Source organism: Aminobacter sp. P4_H6_2 (assembly GCF_056400805.1).
In genome coordinates this window covers 1-17,803 of the sequence record NZ_JBFUKO010000051.1, presented here as the reverse complement: position 1 = coordinate 17,803, position 17,803 = coordinate 1, and the positions used below count along the sequence as shown (strand labels likewise).

General features: G+C 63.1%; 17 protein-coding genes. 5 read left to right on the top strand and 12 right to left on the bottom strand.

Annotated elements, in window-relative coordinates:
* Positions 1–117 precede the first annotated feature (117 nt).
* Complete coding sequence (locus AC1DUU_RS06745; protein ID WP_476782649.1) at positions 118–711, top strand: ankyrin repeat domain-containing protein; 594 nt, start codon at positions 118–120, stop codon at positions 709–711.
* A gap of 186 nt (positions 712–897) precedes the next feature.
* Here the strand turns inward: AC1DUU_RS06745 and AC1DUU_RS06740 are convergent, their stop codons facing one another.
* The 6 genes from AC1DUU_RS06740 to AC1DUU_RS06715 form a co-directional block, all read right to left on the bottom strand.
* Positions 898–1,296, bottom strand: coding sequence for a F0F1 ATP synthase subunit epsilon (locus tag AC1DUU_RS06740; protein WP_476782648.1), 399 nt, complete (start codon positions 1,294–1,296; stop codon positions 898–900).
* Positions 1,297–1,401: 105 nt separating this feature from the next.
* Positions 1,402–2,955, bottom strand: a complete 1,554-nt coding sequence (gene atpD, locus AC1DUU_RS06735; RefSeq protein WP_476782647.1) for a F0F1 ATP synthase subunit beta — start codon at positions 2,953–2,955, stop codon at positions 1,402–1,404.
* A gap of 21 nt (positions 2,956–2,976) precedes the next feature.
* A complete protein-coding gene (locus tag AC1DUU_RS06730; RefSeq protein WP_476782646.1) occupies positions 2,977–3,861 on the bottom strand; it encodes a F0F1 ATP synthase subunit gamma in 885 nt (294 codons plus the stop codon).
* 16 nt (positions 3,862–3,877) lie between these two features.
* On the bottom strand, positions 3,878–5,407 hold the full coding sequence (gene atpA, locus AC1DUU_RS06725; protein WP_476782645.1) for a F0F1 ATP synthase subunit alpha: 1,530 nt from the start codon (positions 5,405–5,407) through the stop codon (positions 3,878–3,880).
* Positions 5,407–5,967: a F0F1 ATP synthase subunit delta gene (locus AC1DUU_RS06720; RefSeq protein WP_476782644.1), complete on the bottom strand. Its 561-nt coding sequence runs from the start codon at positions 5,965–5,967 to the stop codon at positions 5,407–5,409. The genes atpA and AC1DUU_RS06720 overlap by 1 nt, the downstream gene beginning before the upstream one ends.
* Before the next feature lie 238 nt (positions 5,968–6,205).
* Positions 6,206–6,601: an AGROH133_08824 family phage infection protein gene (locus AC1DUU_RS06715; RefSeq protein ID WP_476782643.1), complete on the bottom strand. Its 396-nt coding sequence runs from the start codon at positions 6,599–6,601 to the stop codon at positions 6,206–6,208.
* A 169-nt stretch (positions 6,602–6,770) separates the two neighbouring features.
* Here AC1DUU_RS06715 and AC1DUU_RS06710 point away from each other — a divergent pair, with 169 nt between their 5' ends.
* Positions 6,771–7,289, top strand: coding sequence for an SAM-dependent methyltransferase (locus AC1DUU_RS06710; protein WP_476782642.1), 519 nt, complete (start codon positions 6,771–6,773; stop codon positions 7,287–7,289).
* 1 nt (position 7,290) lies between these two features.
* Here the strand turns inward: AC1DUU_RS06710 and AC1DUU_RS06705 are convergent, their stop codons facing one another.
* On the bottom strand, positions 7,291–9,474 hold the full coding sequence (locus tag AC1DUU_RS06705) for a primosomal protein N' (protein ID WP_476782641.1): 2,184 nt from the start codon (positions 9,472–9,474) through the stop codon (positions 7,291–7,293).
* A 90-nt stretch (positions 9,475–9,564) separates the two neighbouring features.
* Here AC1DUU_RS06705 and fsa point away from each other — a divergent pair, with 90 nt between their 5' ends.
* Positions 9,565–10,218: a fructose-6-phosphate aldolase gene (gene fsa, locus AC1DUU_RS06700; protein ID WP_476782640.1), complete on the top strand. Its 654-nt coding sequence runs from the start codon at positions 9,565–9,567 to the stop codon at positions 10,216–10,218.
* Positions 10,219–10,274: 56 nt separating this feature from the next.
* Here the strand turns inward: fsa and AC1DUU_RS06695 are convergent, their stop codons facing one another.
* Positions 10,275–10,712, bottom strand: coding sequence for an Lrp/AsnC family transcriptional regulator (locus tag AC1DUU_RS06695; protein ID WP_476782639.1), 438 nt, complete (start codon positions 10,710–10,712; stop codon positions 10,275–10,277).
* Between the two features lie 132 nt (positions 10,713–10,844).
* Between AC1DUU_RS06695 and AC1DUU_RS06690 the strand changes: the two genes are divergently transcribed.
* A complete protein-coding gene (locus AC1DUU_RS06690; RefSeq protein WP_476782638.1) occupies positions 10,845–11,735 on the top strand; it encodes a DMT family transporter in 891 nt (296 codons plus the stop codon).
* Here the strand turns inward: AC1DUU_RS06690 and AC1DUU_RS06685 are convergent.
* Genes AC1DUU_RS06685 through leuS form a run of 3 tightly spaced genes read right to left on the bottom strand, consistent with a single transcriptional unit; the run spans position 11,732 to position 16,066 of the window.
* On the bottom strand, positions 11,732–12,862 hold the full coding sequence (locus AC1DUU_RS06685; RefSeq protein WP_476782637.1) for an AAA family ATPase: 1,131 nt from the start codon (positions 12,860–12,862) through the stop codon (positions 11,732–11,734). The genes AC1DUU_RS06690 and AC1DUU_RS06685 overlap by 4 nt on opposite strands.
* A gap of 23 nt (positions 12,863–12,885) precedes the next feature.
* On the bottom strand, positions 12,886–13,449 hold the full coding sequence (lptE, locus tag AC1DUU_RS06680; protein ID WP_476782636.1) for an LPS assembly lipoprotein LptE: 564 nt from the start codon (positions 13,447–13,449) through the stop codon (positions 12,886–12,888).
* Positions 13,436–16,066, bottom strand: a complete 2,631-nt coding sequence (leuS, locus tag AC1DUU_RS06675) for a leucine--tRNA ligase (RefSeq protein WP_476782635.1) — start codon at positions 16,064–16,066, stop codon at positions 13,436–13,438. The genes lptE and leuS overlap by 14 nt, the downstream gene beginning before the upstream one ends.
* Positions 16,067–16,207: 141 nt before the next feature.
* Here leuS and AC1DUU_RS06670 point away from each other — a divergent pair, with 141 nt between their 5' ends.
* Positions 16,208–16,870 (top strand): YggS family pyridoxal phosphate-dependent enzyme, encoded by a 663-nt coding sequence (locus AC1DUU_RS06670; RefSeq protein ID WP_476782634.1) that lies wholly within the window; start codon positions 16,208–16,210, stop codon positions 16,868–16,870.
* Positions 16,871–16,953: 83 nt separating this feature from the next.
* Here the strand turns inward: AC1DUU_RS06670 and AC1DUU_RS06665 are convergent.
* A partial coding sequence (locus AC1DUU_RS06665; protein ID WP_476782633.1) for a branched-chain amino acid ABC transporter substrate-binding protein occupies positions 16,954–17,803 on the bottom strand: 850 nt, incomplete at its 5' end.

The following is a 17,803-nucleotide window of genomic DNA, read 5'->3' as shown; positions in this document are numbered from 1 at the left end:
ATCCTGGACTGGCCCCGCGCATTGAAAGGTACGAAAATGACCAAGGCTTTGCCTGCCATTGCTTATGCTCTATTCCTCGCCGCCGTGGCGTGGATTTCACCTGCTGCAGGAGACGACATGCTCGAACTCGAGTTGCACGCAATGGCAGCAAAGGGCGACGCGCCCGCTATCCGAGGGCTCCTGGCCAAAGGCGCCAGTATCGACGCCCGCGACCAACGCGGCCGCACTGCGCTTCTAATCGCCACGCATGCCAATCAGGTCGAGGCCGCGAAGATGCTGATCCAGGCCGGTGCCGACGTCAACGCCAAGGATGCCATCAGCGACAGCCCCTATCTCTATGCCGGTGCGCGCGGGCATCTGGAAATCCTGCGCCTGACGCTCACTCACGGCGCTGACCTCAAGAGCACCAACCGTTATGGCGGCACGGCTCTTATTCCTGCTGCTGAACGCGGCCACGTCGAAACCGTGCGCGYACTGATCGAGGCCGGCGTCGATGTCGATCACGTCAACAAGCTCAATTGGACGGCCCTGCTGGAGGCGATCGTGCTGGCAGACGGCGGCCCGCACCATGTCGCGATAGTCAAGCTGCTCGTAGACGCAGGCGCCGACGTCAATCTTGCCGACGGCGATGGAGTGACGCCGCTTCAGAATGCGCGCAAGCATGGCTTCTCCGAGATAGAGAAGATCCTGGTCGCCGCCGGCGCGCAATAGTGTCACTGGGACTTACCGGCCGCCAGGGCCTAACCCTGTCCAGTCGAACTGGACAAATCCGCGCGGCCGCTGCGCTTGGACCCACGTTCCTAACCGCGAGTCCGCAATTCCAGAAAAGCAAAAAGCCGCCGGAGTGACCGACGGCTCGAAGCCATTCTGGTGGGCCGCAGCCCGCATGCAAGAGCCTTAGATTGCGGCTTCCAGCGTCGAAAGATGGTTCAGATAGGCTTCCGCCTTGGTGCGGGCCTGATCTTCCTTGGCGTCGGAGAGATCCTCGCGCGCTTCCTGGATACGGCGCAGCAGTTCAGCGCGGTCGATATCCTTGACCGATGTCGCCGATTCGGCGAGCAGCGTGCAGCCAGCCGGAACGATGTCGGCAAAACCGCCAAATACGACGTAGCGCTCTTCCTTGCCAGCAACGGTCTTCACCGTCACAACACCAGGCTTGATCGTGGTCATGACCGGCGCGTGGTTGGCCATGACAGTCATTTCGCCTTCCGCACCCGGAATGACGACGGACTCGACCTGCTCCGAAACGAGCAGACGCTCGGGCGAGACCAGTTCGAATTTGAAAGCTTCAGCCATGGTGTCTCACAAATGCTTGGACGGAGTTCCGAGCAGACCTGCCCGTAACAGGACAGTGATCGGGCGACAGCGCGGACCCCAAGGCCCGCGCTGCGGCTGGTATGATTATGCCGCTTCCGCAGCCAGGCGCTGGGCCTTTTCGATCGCCATGTCGATGCCACCGACCATGTAGAAGGCAGCTTCCGGCAGGTGATCGTATTCGCCGTTGACCAGGCCCTTGAAGCTCTTGATCGTGTCTTCGAGCGGAACCAGCTGGCCGGGCGAACCGGTGAACACTTCGGCGACGAAGAACGGCTGCGACAAGAAGCGCTCGATCTTGCGGGCGCGGGCGACCGTGACCTTGTCCTCTTCCGACAACTCGTCCATGCCCAAGATGGCGATGATGTCCTGCAGCGACTTGTAGCGCTGGAGGATTTCCTGAACGCGACGGGCGACCGAATAGTGCTCTTCGCCGACGATCAGCGGATCGAGCATGCGCGAGGTCGAGTCGAGCGGATCCACGGCCGGGTAGATGCCCTTTTCCGAGATCGCGCGGTTGAGAACGGTCGTCGCGTCAAGATGCGCGAACGAGGTTGCTGGCGCCGGATCGGTCAAATCGTCGGCGGGGACGTAAATCGCCTGCACCGAGGTGATCGAACCCTTGTGGGTGGTGGTGATGCGTTCCTGCATCTGGCCCATGTCGGTCGACAGCGTCGGCTGATAGCCCACGGCCGAAGGAATACGGCCGAGCAGAGCCGACACTTCCGAACCTGCCTGGGTAAAGCGGAAGATGTTGTCGACGAAGAACAGCACGTCCTGGCCCTGGTCGCGGAAATGCTCAGCGATGGTCAGGCCCGACAGGGCGACGCGAGCGCGCGCACCTGGCGGCTCGTTCATCTGGCCGAACACCAGGGCGCACTTGGAGCCTTCGGTCGAGCCGTTGTTCTCGTGCGGGTCCTTGTTGACGCCCGACTCGATCATTTCGTGATAGAGATCGTTGCCTTCGCGGGTGCGCTCGCCGACGCCGGCGAACACCGAGTAGCCACCGTGGGCCTTGGCGACGTTGTTGATCAGTTCCTGGATCAGAACGGTCTTGCCGACGCCGGCGCCGCCGAACAGGCCGATCTTGCCGCCGCGTGCGTAAGGAGCCAGCAGATCGACGACCTTGATGCCGGTGACGAGGATCTGCGCTTCGGTCGACTGGTCGACATAAGCCGGCGCTTCCTGGTGGATGGCGCGCTTCAGCTTGGTCTTGACCGGGCCAGCTTCGTCGACCGGCTCGCCGATGACGTTCATGATGCGGCCGAGCGTTTCGTCGCCAACCGGAACCATGATCGGCTCGCCCGTGTCATACACGGCCTGACCGCGAACGAGGCCTTCCGAGATGTCCATGGCGATGCAGCGAACGGTGTTTTCGCCGAGATGCTGCGCCACTTCGAGAATGAGGCGGTTGGAGCCGTTCATCGTCTCGAGTGCGTTCAGGATCTTGGGCAGGTTACCGCCGTCGAAGGAAACGTCGACAACGGCGCCGATGACCTGGGAGACGCGGCCAGCCACGCCCTTGGCCGACAATACAGGAGCCGAAGCCTTCACGGCTGCTGCCTTGGCGGGCGCCGCCTTCTTTGCTGCCGGGGCTTTTGCCGCCGCCGGAGCCGCTTTCGGAGTAGCTGCTTTAGCCATGGTGTTAACCTCTTTGGTCGATTAGAGCGCTTCCGCGCCCGAAATGATTTCGATCAGTTCTTTGGTGATCTGAGCCTGACGCTGGCGGTTGTAGGACATCGTCAGCTTGTTGATCATGTCGCCGGCATTGCGCGTCGCATTGTCCATCGCGCTCATCTTGGCGCCCATCTCGCCGGCGGCGTTTTCGAGCAACGCCCGGAAAACCTGCACGGAGATGTTGCGCGGAATGAGGTCGCTCAGAATCTCGCCCGGCTCGGGCTCGTATTCATAGACGGCGCCGCCCGCAGCGTCCGCATCGGCACCAACGGTCGGGGCAGCGGCGGGGATGATCTGCTGCATCGTCGGGATTTGTGCGATCACCGACTTGAATTCCGAATAAAACAGCGTGCAGACGTCGAACGCGCCGTCGTTGAACAGCGACGTCACCTTCTTGGCGATGCCATCGGCATGAACGAAGCCGACTTGCTTGGCTTCGCGCAGATCGACACGCTCGATGATCAACGACGCGTAGTCGCGGCGCAGGATATCGAAACCCTTCTTGCCGACGCAGATGATTTTCACCGTCTTGCCCGAAGCCAGAAGCTTGCGGACGTGATCGCGCGCAAAACGCGCGATCTGCGAATTGAAGCCGCCGCACAGGCCACGCTCGGCCGTGCAGACGACGAGCAGATGCACGTCGTCCTTGCCGGTGCCGGTCATCAGCGCCGGGGCATCGCTGCCACCGGCCACTGCTCCAGCGATGTTGGCCAGAACTGCACCCATGCGCTGCGAATAGGGACGCGCGGCTTCCGCAGCTTCCTGCGCACGGCGCAGCTTCGCCGCGGCGACCATCTGCATCGCCTTGGTGATCTTCTGCGTCGCCTTGACCGAGGCGATACGGTTGCGGAGGTCTTTTAACGAAGCCATGCCTTACCCGTCAGTGTCAGGCGAAGTTTTTCGCGAACGCGTCGATATGGCCCTTGAGCTTGCCGCGAACGTCGTCGCTCAGCGCCTTTTCGATACGGATCGCGTCGAGAACGTCCTTGCCGTCCGAACGCATATGCGCAAGCAGACCCTGCTCGAAGCGGCCGACCTGATTGATCGCCAGCTTGTCGAGGTAGCCGTTGACGCCAGCGAAGATCACCGCAACCTGCTCTTCGGTCTTCAGCGGCGAGAACTGCGGCTGCTTCAGAAGTTCGGTCAGGCGTGCGCCGCGGTTGAGCAGGCGCTGCGTGGCGGCGTCGAGATCGGAGCCGAACTGCGCAAAGGCCGCCATTTCGCGGTACTGCGCGAGCTCGCCCTTGATCGAGCCGGCAACCTGCTTCATCGCCTTGATCTGCGCCGACGAACCGACGCGCGAAACCGACAGACCGACGTTCACGGCAGGGCGGATGCCCTGGAAGAACAGGTTGGTTTCGAGGAAGATCTGGCCGTCGGTGATCGAGATCACGTTGGTCGGGATGTAGGCCGACACGTCGTTGGCCTGGGTTTCGATGACCGGCAGAGCCGTCAGCGAGCCGCCGCCATTGTCGTCGTTGAGCTTTGCAGCGCGCTCGAGAAGACGCGAGTGCAGGTAGAACACGTCGCCGGGATAGGCTTCGCGGCCGGGCGGACGGCGCAGCAGCAGCGACATCTGGCGATAGGCGACGGCCTGCTTGGACAGATCGTCATACGAGATCAGCGCATGCATGCCGTTGTCGCGGAAATATTCGCCCATGGYGSMGCCGGYGAACGGYGCCAGGAACTGCATCGGAGCAGGGTCGGAAGCCGTGGCGGCGATGATGATCGAGTATTCGAGCGCGCCGCGCTCTTCGAGCACCTTCACAAACTGCGCAACGGTCGAGCGCTTCTGGCCGACGGCGACGTAGACGCAGTAAAGCTTTTCCTTGTCCGGCCCGGACTGGTGGATAGCCTTCTGGTTCAGGATCGTGTCGAGAATGATGGCGGTCTTGCCGGTCTGACGGTCACCGATGACCAACTCGCGCTGGCCGCGGCCGACCGGGATCAGGGCATCGATGGCCTTGAGGCCGGTCGACATCGGCTCGTTGACCGACTTGCGGGGAATGATGCCGGGCGCCTTGACGTCGACGCGGCGGCGTTCGACTGCCTTGATCGGGCCCTTGCCGTCGATCGGATTGCCGAGCGCGTCAACGACGCGGCCGAGCAGGCCGGGACCGACGGGAACGTCGACGATCGAGCCGGTACGCTTGACGGTGTCGCCTTCCTTGATGTCGCGGTCGGCACCGAAGATGACGACGCCGACATTGTCGCTTTCAAGGTTTAGCGCCATGCCGCGAATGCCGCCCGGGAACTCGACCATTTCGCCCGCCTGGACGTTATCGAGACCGTACACGCGGGCGATACCGTCACCCACCGACAGAACCTGGCCGACTTCGGAGACTTCGGCTTCCTTGCCGAAATTCTTGATCTGGTCTTTCAGAATTGCGGAAATTTCCGCGGCGCGGATGTCCATCAGCCGACCTCTTTCAGTGCAAGCTTGAGCGAATTGAGTTTGGTTTTGAGCGACGTATCGACCTGGCGCGAGCCCATCTTCACGATCAGGCCGCCGAGCAGCGAAGGATCGACGGCGACCGCGATCGCCACATCCTTGCCGGCAACGCTCTTCAGCGCCGTCTTGAGTTCAGTTTCCTGAGCCGTCGTCAGCGCATGCGCCGAAGTGACTTCGGCTGAAGTCTCGCCCCGATGCTCGGCAGCGATCTGGCGGAACGCCTTGATCATGCCGGGAAGGGCAAACAGACGGCGATTGCGCGCCACGAGGCGAAGGAAATTGCCAGCCAGACCAGTGATCTTGGCCTTGTCGGCGATCGCCGCAATGGCCTTTTCCTGCTCTTCGCCGGAGAAGACCGGGCTTTTGATCAAGCGGTCGAGATCGGCATTGCCATCGAGCAGCGCAGCGAATCGACCGAGATCGGCTTCTACCTTTGCAACAGCGCCTGCTTCGAGCGCGAGATCGAACAACGACCCCGCATAGCGCTCAGCAACACCGGAGATTGGCGAGGAAGATTGGGCCACGGACCGTCTTTTCTCTTATCTGACAGGCCGCAAGATTGTTGGCGCGAGCGTTATACTCTAGCTAAATCTTTGACCTTACTGCGTTTTTTGACCCCGGAGCTCGCGTCAGCCGCATCCCCCCGGCCGAAAGTCGATTGCCGTCTAGCACAGGCTTTTGAGGACCGCAACACGTCCTCTAACAGCCATTTGAGGCACTATTGTCGCATCTTGCGCCTTGGAGCGGGGGCTTGCTGCCGATTCACGGCCAGAAGCCGAAAACAAACCCCAGCGGAAGGGCAGCCAGGGTCAGTTCGATAATGATGGCGACCCAGTTGTAAGGCGTGTTGGCCGCGTCCGACATCATGGCGACGATCCGGCCGAAGGCTGTGAACAGCCAGGAAACGCCCAGCGCCATGTACAGCCACGGCTGGGCGAGCAGAATCGCACACAGGCCGACGCCAAGGAAAAAGCCAGCCATGGTGGCACGCCCTTGGGCGATGGCTTCGGGATTGTCGGGACGAGGCTGCAACCTGAGCAGGCGAAAGGCGATTCTCGGGGCGAAGAACAAGATGACGCCGAACAGCAGCGTCACCGCCGCCGAGCTCCACGCCAACCACTCGCCCTGGCTCATCGGCCACGGAAATGCGAACTCCATCTATCCCCCTCCGATCAGAGCGCCGCGCGTCGATTTCGCAGGCGCAAAGGACGCTCTTACACTGCGAATCTGCGGTGATCATAGCCGACGCCCGGCCGAGCGCCAGAGCGCAGCTGGCGGGACCGACTCAAACAGTTATGTTGCGCCGACAGACCCGCTGGAGAGGACCATGGCGACACCTCAACGAATTGCCTGGGCGATCGGCCACCTCGGCATCAGCCCAAGCGACCGGTTGCTTGAGATCGGCTGCGGCCGCGGCATCGCCATGGCCGAGATCACGCCGCTGCTGATCGACGGCCACATCACCGGTCTTGACCGATCCGACAGCGCCGTGAGTTCGGCTGAAGACAGGAACCGCGCCGCGATTACGTCAGGCAAGGCGGCTGTCGTTCAAGGCGCTCTCGCGGACTGGTCGGGCAAGGGCCGGCCTTTCGACAAGGTCTTCGCCATCAACGTCAATCTGTTCTGGCTGGAGGCAGCTCGCGAACTCAAGCTGATCCGCTCCCTGCTGGCGTCACAGGGCCGGCTGTTCCTGTTTTTCGAACCGCCGAACGCCGACCAGGTGCCGACCATCGAACATGCTGTTGCAGTGCGCCTGGCCGCCGCAGGTTATACGCTGGAGAAGACGCTGACCGGCCCAAGCCTGCAACCGCCGCTGCTCGGCATCGTAGCAAGTCCCTCGACGTAGGTTACAAAAAGCTCTGCGGGTCGATGTCGACCTGCACGCGCACCGAACCGCGCACCTTCGGCCCGGCAGCCAGCAGCGCGCGGATGTAGCCCTGGATGTCCGCCTTGCGGTCGGCTTGAACCAAGAGCCGGAAGCGGTGACGCCCTCCGATCAAGGCCAGGGGCGCTTCGGCGGGGCCGAGCACGTGGACATCCTGCGCCACCTGTGCCGCACGCCGCAGCCCGCGCGCATGGCTCTCGGCTTCGGGGCGCGTCGCAGCACTCACGATGATGCCAGCGAGCCTGCCGAAGGGCGGCAATCCGGCCTTTTCGCGTTCGGAAATCTCACGGTCATAAAACGCCTCCGAATCGCCTGAGACGATCGCCCGCATGACAGGATGATCGGGCTGGAAGGTCTGAAGCAGGCCAAGGCTTTTCTTGCCAGTGCGCCCTGCCCGACCTGTTACCTGCGACAGCAATTGATATGTGCGCTCGGCGGCGCGCGGATCGCCATTGGCGAGGCCCAGATCGGCGTCGACCACGCCAACCAGTGTCATGTTGGGGAAGTTATGGCCCTTGGCGACAAGCTGGGTGCCGATGACGATGTCGGCATCGCCATTGGCGATCGCCTCCAGCTCAAGCCTGAGCCGTTTCACCCCGCCCAGCATATCCGACGACAGCACGATGGTTCGCGCGTCGGGGAAATGCGAAACGACCTCCTCGGCGATCCGCTCGACGCCTGGTCCGCAGGCGACGAGGTGATCGAAGGTGCCGCATTCCGGGCAGGCCTCGGGGCGCTTTTCGTTGTGGCCGCAATGGTGGCAGACGAGCTGGCCACGGAAGCGATGCTCGACCAGCCAGGCCGAACAGACCGGGCAGCCGAAGCGGTGGCCGCACACCCGGCAAAGCGTCAGTGGCGCGTAACCGCGACGGTTGAGAAACAGCAGCGACTGCTCCTGGCGGCCAAGCGTCTCGCGCATCTTGCCGAGTAGCACCGGCGACAGGAAGCCGCCGCGCGCTGGCGGCGAGCGCCGCATGTCGATGGTGGCAAGCTTGGGCAGTGCGGCTTCCGCGAATCGAGCCGACAAGACGGCCCGCGCGTATTTGCCCTGCTCGGCATTGACCCGGCTTTCGACCGAAGGCGTGGCGGAAGCCAGCACCACCGGAAAGCCGCCGATATGGGCGCGCACCACGGCCATGTCGCGGGCATTGTAGAAGACGCGGTCCTCCTGCTTGTAGGCTGGGTCGTGCTCCTCGTCGACAACGATCAGGCCGAGATTGTTGAACGGCAGAAAAAGCGCCGAGCGGGCGCCTGCGACCACACGCACGCCGCCCTCCGCCACCTGGCGCCAGACGCGCTCGCGCATGCGCGGCGGCAGGTCCGAATGCCACTCGGCCGGCTTGGCGCCGAAACGGTTCTGGAAGCGTTCGAGAAAGGCCTGGGTCAAGGCAATTTCAGGCAGCAGGATCAGCACCTGCTTGCCCTTGTCGAGTGCGGACGCCACGGCCTCGAAATAGACCTCCGTCTTGCCCGAGCCGGTGACGCCATCGATGAGGGTGACGCCGAATCGGTCGGCCTCCACCTGGGCGCGAAGGCCAACGGCCACGGCTTCCTGGTCGACCGTCAACCCGGCGTTGCCGTAGGACGTGTCGGGCGCGGCCACCACCGGACGCGGCGGGATCATCACCGTCTCGAACACGCCCTGCGCCCTCAGCCCGTCGATGACGGTCGAGGATACGCCGGCGGCATGCGCCAGTCCCGAGCGCGTCCAGGCCATGCCGTCATTGGCCATTTCGAGCACCCGCGCGCGCGCTGCCGTCATTCGGTCGGGCTCGCCATCGCTGCGCTTGATGCCCTCCGTCCACGGCTCCGGGTCGAAGGCTTCGGGCGCGCGCAAGATCATCCGCGCCACCATGCCGGGCGGCGACAAAGTGTACTGCGCGATCCAGTCGACCAGCCGCCGCATGTGTTCAGTAACAGGCGGGCAATCGAAGACATGGGCGATCGGCCGCAGCTTCTTGGGGTCGACCACCTCGACTGGTCCGTCCCAGACGATGCCGGCCACCTCGCGCGGCCCCAGCGGCACACGCACGATCGACCCGGGCATCACCTGCATGCCGTCGGGCACCGCATAGGAATAGGGGCGCTCGGCCGGCATCGGCACCAGCACGGCGGCGGCTCTTGTTCTTGGCGAATCGGCGGTCATGACGCGTGACCTTGCCCCGAACTTGGTTTAGAGCAAAGGCCGACAAGCGTGGTGCCCCAGGGGCACCCTTCCATTGCTAAGGAGACTGTTATGAAGTTTTTCGTCGATACGGCCGACGTGAAGGACATCCGTGAGCTCAATGAGCTCGGCCTTCTCGACGGAGTCACCACCAACCCCTCGCTGATTCTCAAGTCCGGCCGCAACATCGCCGAAGTGACCAAGGAAATCTGCGACATCGTCGAAGGCCCGGTCTCGGCGGAAGTCGCTGCGACCGAATTCTCCGAGATGATGAAGGAAGCGGCGGTCCTGTCGAAGATCGCCGACAACATCTGCATCAAGGTGCCGCTCACGCTCGACGGCCTCCGCGCCTGCCGCGCGCTGACCTCGGAAGGCCGCATGGTCAATGTCACCTTGTGCTTCTCCGCCAACCAGGCCCTGCTCGCCGCAAAGGCCGGTGCCACCTTCATTTCGCCATTCATCGGCCGCCTCGACGACATGGGCGTCGACGGCATGGAGCTGATCGCCGAGATCCGCCACATCTACGACAATTACGGCTTCGACACCGAAATCCTCGCCGCCTCGATCCGCACCGTCGATCACGTCAAGCGTGCCGCAATGATCGGCGCCGACGTCGCCACCATCCCGCCGGCAACGCTCAAGGCGCTGGTCAAGCATCCGCTGACCGACAAGGGCCTCGAGATGTTCCTGTCCGACTGGGCCAAGACCGGCCAGAAGATCGGCTGATTCTTTCCATCGAACATCAAAGCCGGCGCAGCCCATGCGCCGGCTTTGATGTTGCCTCAAGCCAGCGGCGGCAAGCGCCGCTTCACCGGCTGCGCCTTGACGATCGAGCTGTTGGTCTCGGCCTTGTCGGTGATCTGGTCGAGGATTTTGTCGAGCTCGTCGATCGAGCGGATATGCAGCCGGGCGATGAAGCAATCGTCGCCCGTCACCTTGTCGCATTCCGAGAACTGCGGAATGTCCTCGATCAGTTTCTGAACCTGATGCAGCTTGCCGGGCAGCGGCCGGATGCGAACGATCGCCTGCAGCGTATAGCCAAGCGCATGCGGGTCGATGTCGACGGTGAAGGCGCGGATGACACCGCGCTCCTCCAGCCGCCTGAGACGTTCCGACGTACTGGGCGACGACAGGTTCACCCGCCGCGCCAGCTCCTTGAGCGAAATGCGGGCGTCGTCGACAAGAATTTCGACAATACGCCTGTCCAGATCGTCCAGCATGCGCACCTCTTAGGCATCTTCCCCCCGCGACCTTACAGAATTAGCCTGAACCCCGCAAATGCCTTCGCAGATCCATATATTCGCTCGGACCACAAGCGTACGAATACAGCCCTGAACAAAAGAGGCTGAGAAATGTCGGACAAGCTGCGCGGCACGGTCGAAATGACCGCTGCAATGGTGATTTCGGGCACGATCGGGCTGTTTGTCGTCCTGTCGGGCCAGCCGGTCATGGATGTGGTGTTCTGGCGCTGCGCCTTCGGTGCCATCACCCTGCTGATCGTCTGCGCTGCGTTGGGCCTGTTCCGAGCCGAGGTCATGTCGCACCGCCAGATCGTCCATGCCGCCATCGGCGGGGTCGCCATCGTCTCCAACTGGATCCTGCTGTTTGCCGCCTTCCCGCGCGCTTCGATCTCGATCGCCACTGCCGTCTACAACACCCAGCCCTTCATGCTGGTGGCGCTGGGCGCGCTGTTTTTTGGCGAGCGCCTGACGCTGAACAAGCTGACATGGCTCGGCATCGCCTTCGGCGGCATGCTGATGATCGTCCAGGCCAAGCCCGACATCGGCTCTGTCGGAACCGATTATCTCGGCGGCATCCTCTTGGCGCTCGGCGCCGCGTTCTTCTACGCGATTGCCGCGATCATCACCAAGAAGCTCAAGGGCGTGCCGCCGCATCTGATCGCGCTGATCCAGGTGACGGTCGGCATTGCGATGCTCGCGCCCTTCGCCAATTTCGCTCAACTCCCCACCGACGCAAGCACTTGGGCGCTGCTCGTCGCCGTCGGCGTCATCCATACCGGTGTGATGTACATCCTGCTTTACGGCGCGATCCAGAAGCTGCCGACCAACCTCGTCGGTGCGCTGTCCTTCATCTATCCGGTCGTGGCCATCCTGGCGGACTTCCTGGCCTTCGGCCATCGCCTGCAGCCGCTGCAACTCATCGGTGCCGCCGCCATCCTGATCGCCGCCGCCGGCATGACGCTCGGCTGGTCTCTCATCAAGCCGCGTGTTGCACGCGCTTAGTCATCGTCCGGCATGAGGCCCGTCGGGCGCATGCCTTCGATCATCGTCGCCCCTTCGATGCGCACGACCGTCAGCGCGCGAGACCCGGTTCGATCGCGCACCAGATCGGCCAGTTCGCGCGAGTGCGTCACCACCCAGACCTGCGTGCGTTCGGCGGCGCGCGCAATCATGTCGGCCAGCGACGGCAACATGCGCGGATGCAGGCTCGACTCCGGCTCGTTGAGCGCGATCAGCCGCGGCAGGCGATACGACATCAAAGCGCCGGCCAGCGCCAGGAAGCGGATCTGCCCGTCGGACAATTCTTGCGGCCGAAACAGGCGTTGCGGAAACTCCGGCAGCATCAACCCGAACGTCGCGTTCTCACCTGGCACCGGCACGTCCAGTTGCGCCCCGCCCATGGCCTCGGCGATGCAGGCGTCGAGATCGACGGTATCGTCGCGAATGTGGCGCAGCGTGGCGAACACAGCGGCCAGGTTGGCGCCATCCTCGTCGAGCATCGGCGACGTCGTCGCCAAGGCCGGCTTGCGCACAGGCGAATCGGCATCGGTGCGAAAGCCGTGGTAGAAGCGCCAGCCGGCAACGGCAGCGCGCAGATCGCCGACTTCGGGATAGCGCCCCGCAGCACCCAGTAGGGCAAGCGCGGTTTCGGAATTGAGGATGCGCTCGGGATGCTCGACCCGGCGGCCCTCGCCGTCGCGGGCAAACACCGCAGGTCCCTTGCGGATCATCATCTCGACCGGACGTCGCCCGGCCTCGACAACAAGCGTCTCTTCCTTGACATGCGGTTCGAAGGCAAAGCCGGCCGACACCGGGGGCGGCAGGCCGATCTCGACCTTGTAGGTGTATTTCGCCGCCGTTTCGTCATCCACGAACTTGGCGTCGATGATGACGCGAGAAGGCTGGCCAGCACGGCGCTTGCCCGACCACAGCGCCGAACTCATGCCGCCTTCGCCAGCAATTTCGCGGGCGAGCGAGCCTTCAGCCGAAGCCTTGATCAGTTGCAGCGCGCGATAGAGGTTGGACTTGCCGACGCCGTTTTCGCCGACAAAGACCGAGGCCTGGCCGATGTCGAGCCTGATCGACCTGAGGGATCGGTAGCCTGCGGCAGAAAAGGATATCAGCCGCATCGACCGATCGAGCCCCTCGTCAGTTAGCTCTTGGACATGTCCTGTGCGATGGCCAACCTGAGCAATTCGGCCAGCTCGCGCGCCGCACGGTTTTGCGCGTCGCGTTCCGCCCGCACGTTGGCAAACTCCTGGCGTGGACGATCGTAGGATGCCGACACGCTGCGCTTGCCGCCGGCGACCCGCTTGCCGGTCTTGATGTCGGTGATGACATAGCTGCCTGTCAGCGTCATCGTGCCGGCTGTCGGCTCGTCGTCCTTGGTGGTCACCTGGGCCAGAAGTGCCGATTCATTCAGGGCCCCGACCGCAAGATCCATGGTGTAGGGTGCCGAGGCCTGCTGGCCGGTCCCGCCATTGAACATGAAGATCAGATGGTTGCGGACTTCCTGACCGTAACGTGTATTGACCGGCTTGATATTGATCGAGGCAAGCTGCGTCGTCGTGCCCTCCGCGACACCGGACGTCACCGGTGCGTCCGAGTAGAGCGGACGCACCGTGCAGGCCGAAGCCAGTGCAAGTGAAGCAAACAGCGCCAAACGTGCAGCAACACGCCACGAACTGCGAGATTTCCGCGCCTCAGGCAACGACATTGACGATCCTCTGCGGCACTACGATGACCTTGCGCGGGGGCTTTCCATCCAGCGCCTTCTGCACTGTTTCAAGCGCCAGCGCCGCTTTTTCGACGGTCAATTGATCTGCGTCGCGGGCGATTGTCAAATCCCCTCGCTTCTTGCCGTTGACCTGTACCGGGTAGGTGATTTCGTTGTCGACGATGAGTGCCGGTTCGAATTTCGGCCACGCCCGATCGGCCACCATGCCTTCGCCATTGAGTGCTGCCCAGCACTCCTCAGCCAGATGCGGCATCATCGGCGCGATCATGACGAGCAGGATATCGACCGCCTCGCGCAGTGCCGAAATCATCTCTCCTGATGCCTTGCCAGCGGCGGCATCGGCGAGCGGGGCCTGCAGCGCATTGGTCAGCTCGTAGATGCGCGCGACAGCCTTGTTGAAGGCCAACTTGCCGATATCTTCGCCAACCGCCTTCAACGCCTTGTGCGCCGCCTTCGACACCAAAGCGGCGTCGCCTTCGGCTGCTGGCTTGCCTTCGGCCTTGGCCAACACATCGGCGGATTCGGAGACCAGCCGCCACACGCGCTGCACGAAACGGTGCGCGCCTTCGACGCCGGCCTCGGTCCACACGACATCGCGCTCGGGCGGCGAATCGCTGAGCACGAACCAGCGCGCGGTGTCGGCGCCGTAGCTGGCAATGATGTCGTCGGGATCGACCACGTTCTTCTTCGACTTCGACATCTTTTCGATCGAGCCGATTTCTACTGGCGCGCCGGACGACAGCAGCGTGGCACGGCGTTTGCCGTCGATGTCTTCGATCTTCACCTCGTTCGGCGAAACCCATTCGGCGGAAGCGCCGCTGCCGAGGCGGTAGGTCTCGTGCACGACCATGCCTTGCGTGAACAGGCCCTTGAACGGCTCGGACAGGTCGAGGTGCCCGGCCTTGCTCATCGCGCGGGTGAAGAAGCGCGAATAGAGCAGGTGCAGGATCGCATGCTCGATGCCGCCGATATACTGGTCGACCGGCAGCCAAGAGTTCGCCGCCTTCGGATCGGTCGGCTCGTTTTCCCAAGGTGCGGTGAAGCGCGCGAAATACCACGACGAATCGACGAACGTGTCCATCGTATCGGTTTCGCGACGCGCCGCCTTGCCGCATTTCGGGCAATTGACGTGACGCCAGGTCGGGTGACGGTCGAGCGGATTGCCCGGACGGTCGAACTCGACATCGTCGGGCAGCTTGACCGGCAGATCGGCCTTAGGCACCGCCACCACGCCGCAATCGTCGCAATGGATCATCGGGATCGGGCAGCCCCAGTAGCGCTGGCGCGAAATGCCCCAGTCGCGCAGGCGGAACTGCACCTTGCGTTCGCCCATCGGCCGGTTGCCGATCGAGATCTGCTCGAGGCGGTTGGCGACGTCGTTGAACGCCGCATCCGGCTTCATGCCGTCGAGGAAGCGCGAATTGATCATCACGCCATCGTCGGTATAGGCCTCTTCGGTAACCTGGAAGGTCTTGGCGTCGCCACCTTCCGGCATCACCACCGGCACGACCGGCAGGCCATATTTGTTGGCGAAATCGAGGTCGCGCTGGTCGCCCGACGGGCAGCCGAAGATGGCGCCCGTGCCGTAGTCCATCAGCACGAAATTGGCGACATAGACCGGCAGCGTCCAGCTCGGATCGAACGGATGGACGACGCGGATGCCGGTGTCCATGCCCTTCTTTTCGGCTGTCTCAAGTGCCGCGACCGACGTGCCCATGCGGCGCACCTCTTCCATGAAGGCGGCGAGCTCGGGCTTGTTTTCGGCGGCCTTCCTGGCCAGCGGATGATCGGCCGAAATCGCCATGAACGAGGCGCCGAAGATCGTGTCCGGCCGCGTCGTGTAGACTTCGAGTTCACTCTCGCCGGCGGGTGCGGTGCCGGCTGCCAGCGGCCATCGGATCAGCAGCCCTTCCGAGCGGCCGATCCAGTTGCGTTGCATCAGCTTGACCTTCTCGGGCCACTCGTCGAGCCCTTCCAGCGCATCCGACAGATCCTGCGCGAAATCGGTGATTTTGAAGAACCACTGCGTCAGCTCGCGCTGTTCGACCAGCGCGCCCGAGCGCCAGCCGCGCCCGTCGATGACCTGCTCGTTGGCGAGCACTGTCATGTCCTCCGGGTCCCAGTTGACCTTGGAGGACTTGCGCGTCACCAGGCCCTTCTCGACGAAGTCGATGAACAGCATCTGCTGGCGATGGTAATAGTCGACGTCGCAGGTCGCGAACTCGCGGCTCCAGTCGAGCGACAAGCCCATCGACTTGAGCTGCGTGCGCATGGTGGCGATATTTTGATAGGTCCAGTCCTTGGGATGGACCTTGTTTTTCATCGCCGCGTTTTCCGCCGGCATGCCGAAGGCGTCCCAGCCCATCGGGTGCAGGACGTTGTAGCCCATGGCCCGGCGGAATCGGGCAACCACATCGCCCATCGCGTAGTTGCGGACGTGGCCGACATGGATGCGCCCCGACGGATAGGGGAACATCTCGAGCACATAGTATTTCGGCCGCGGATCTTCGTTCTGCGTCTCGAAGAGCTTTGCCTCGCCCCAGGCCTTCTGCCATTTGGGTTCGGACGCGCGCGGATTGTATCGTTCGGTTGCCATAGGATGTTTTTCACTTAAAAGCGTGCATGGACCGGGGCGAAAACCCGCGGTTCAGGAAATCGTTACGGGTGTTCACCATGGATTCCCGGACCCGTCAACTCCGGCAGGCCGGGGGCGGTCAAAAAGCAGCAGGGCCAAACTATGGAAAGCTCGGTCGAACAGCTCGCGCTGGTGAAGCATAAGATAGGTGCGGCCGAGCGCGAGGCCAACCGTCCCGCAGGCGCCGCAACGCTCGTCGCCGTATCCAAGACCTTCGATGCCGAACATATCCGCCCGGTCATCGAGGCCGGCCAGCGTATCTTCGGCGAAAACCGCGTCCAGGAAGCGCAGGGCAAATGGCCCGAGCTGAAGGCCGAATTCCCCGACATCGAACTGCATCTCATCGGCCCGCTGCAATCCAACAAGGCCAAGGAGGCGGTGGCGCTGTTTAACGTCATCGAGACTGTCGACCGCGAGAAGATCGCAGCCGAACTCGCCAAGGAAATCGAACGCCAGGGCCGTGCGCCAAAACTCTATGTCCAGGTCAATACCGGTTCGGAGCCGCAGAAGGCCGGCGTCGAGCCACGCGAGGCTGTCGACTTCGTCAAGCGCTGCCGCGACATCCACGGCCTCGCCATCGAGGGCCTGATGTGCATCCCGCCGGCCGACGAAAACCCGGGGCCCCATTTCGCCCTGCTGGAAAAGCTGGCGCGTGAGGCCGGCGTCGAAAAGCTGTCGATGGGCATGTCGGGCGACTATGAACTTGCGGTCGCCTTCGGCGCCACCAGCGTTCGTGTCGGTTCGGCGATCTTCGGCACGCGCTAGCTCCGCACGTGCACACCGAGCGACGCTGAATTGAAAAAGGCCGGAATTTTCATCCCGGCCTTTTGAACTGCGTGCCTCGGAAATTATTCCGCGGCGACGATCTTGCCGCCGTCCCACTTGAACAGCGAGAAGCTCGGCGAGGTCAGGTCGCCGTTTTCGCCATAGGTCAGGTTGCCGATGGCAGTCGCGATCGGCTCGCCCGACTTAAGAGCCGCAGTGACAGCTGCGGTATCGTCGGCCTTGCCGGCCTTTTCGATGCCAGCCTTGAGCACTTCAACCGCGGCATAGGCGTTGAGCGTGAAGGCTTCCGGCGGGATGCCCTTGTCCTTCAGAACCTTGACGGCATCGGCCGAAGCCGGATTCTTCAGTGCATCCGACGCATTGGTGAACAGCGTGCCGGCACCGGCATCATTGGCGATCGCCCAGAACTCGGTGTTGGACAGGCCTTCGCCGCCGATGATCAGCGCCTTGACGCCGCCATCATGGAGCTGGCGCGCCAAAAGGCCGCCTTCAGGGTGGTAGCCGCCGAAATAGATGACGTCGACATTGTCAGCCTTGATGCGGGTAACAAGCGCGGACAGGTCCTTTTCGCCAGGCGTCAGCGAATTGTACTGCACTTCCTGGAGGCCGCCAGCATTGATGGCCGCCTTGAAGGCATCGGCCAGGCCTTTGCCATAGGTGCCCTTGTCGTGGATCACGGCAATGCGCTTGTCCTTCATGGTCTTGAGGACATAGGCAGCAGCGACTTCAGCCTGCTGATCGTCGCGGCCGCAGGTCCTGAGCACATTGGTCAGGCCGCGTGCGGTCAGGTCAGGGGCGGTTGCCGTCGGCGTCACCATCAGGATGCCGTTTTCGGCAAAGACGTCGGAAGCGGGGATCGCGACACCCGAAGTGACCGGGCCCACGACATACTTCACGCCTTCGCCAACCAGC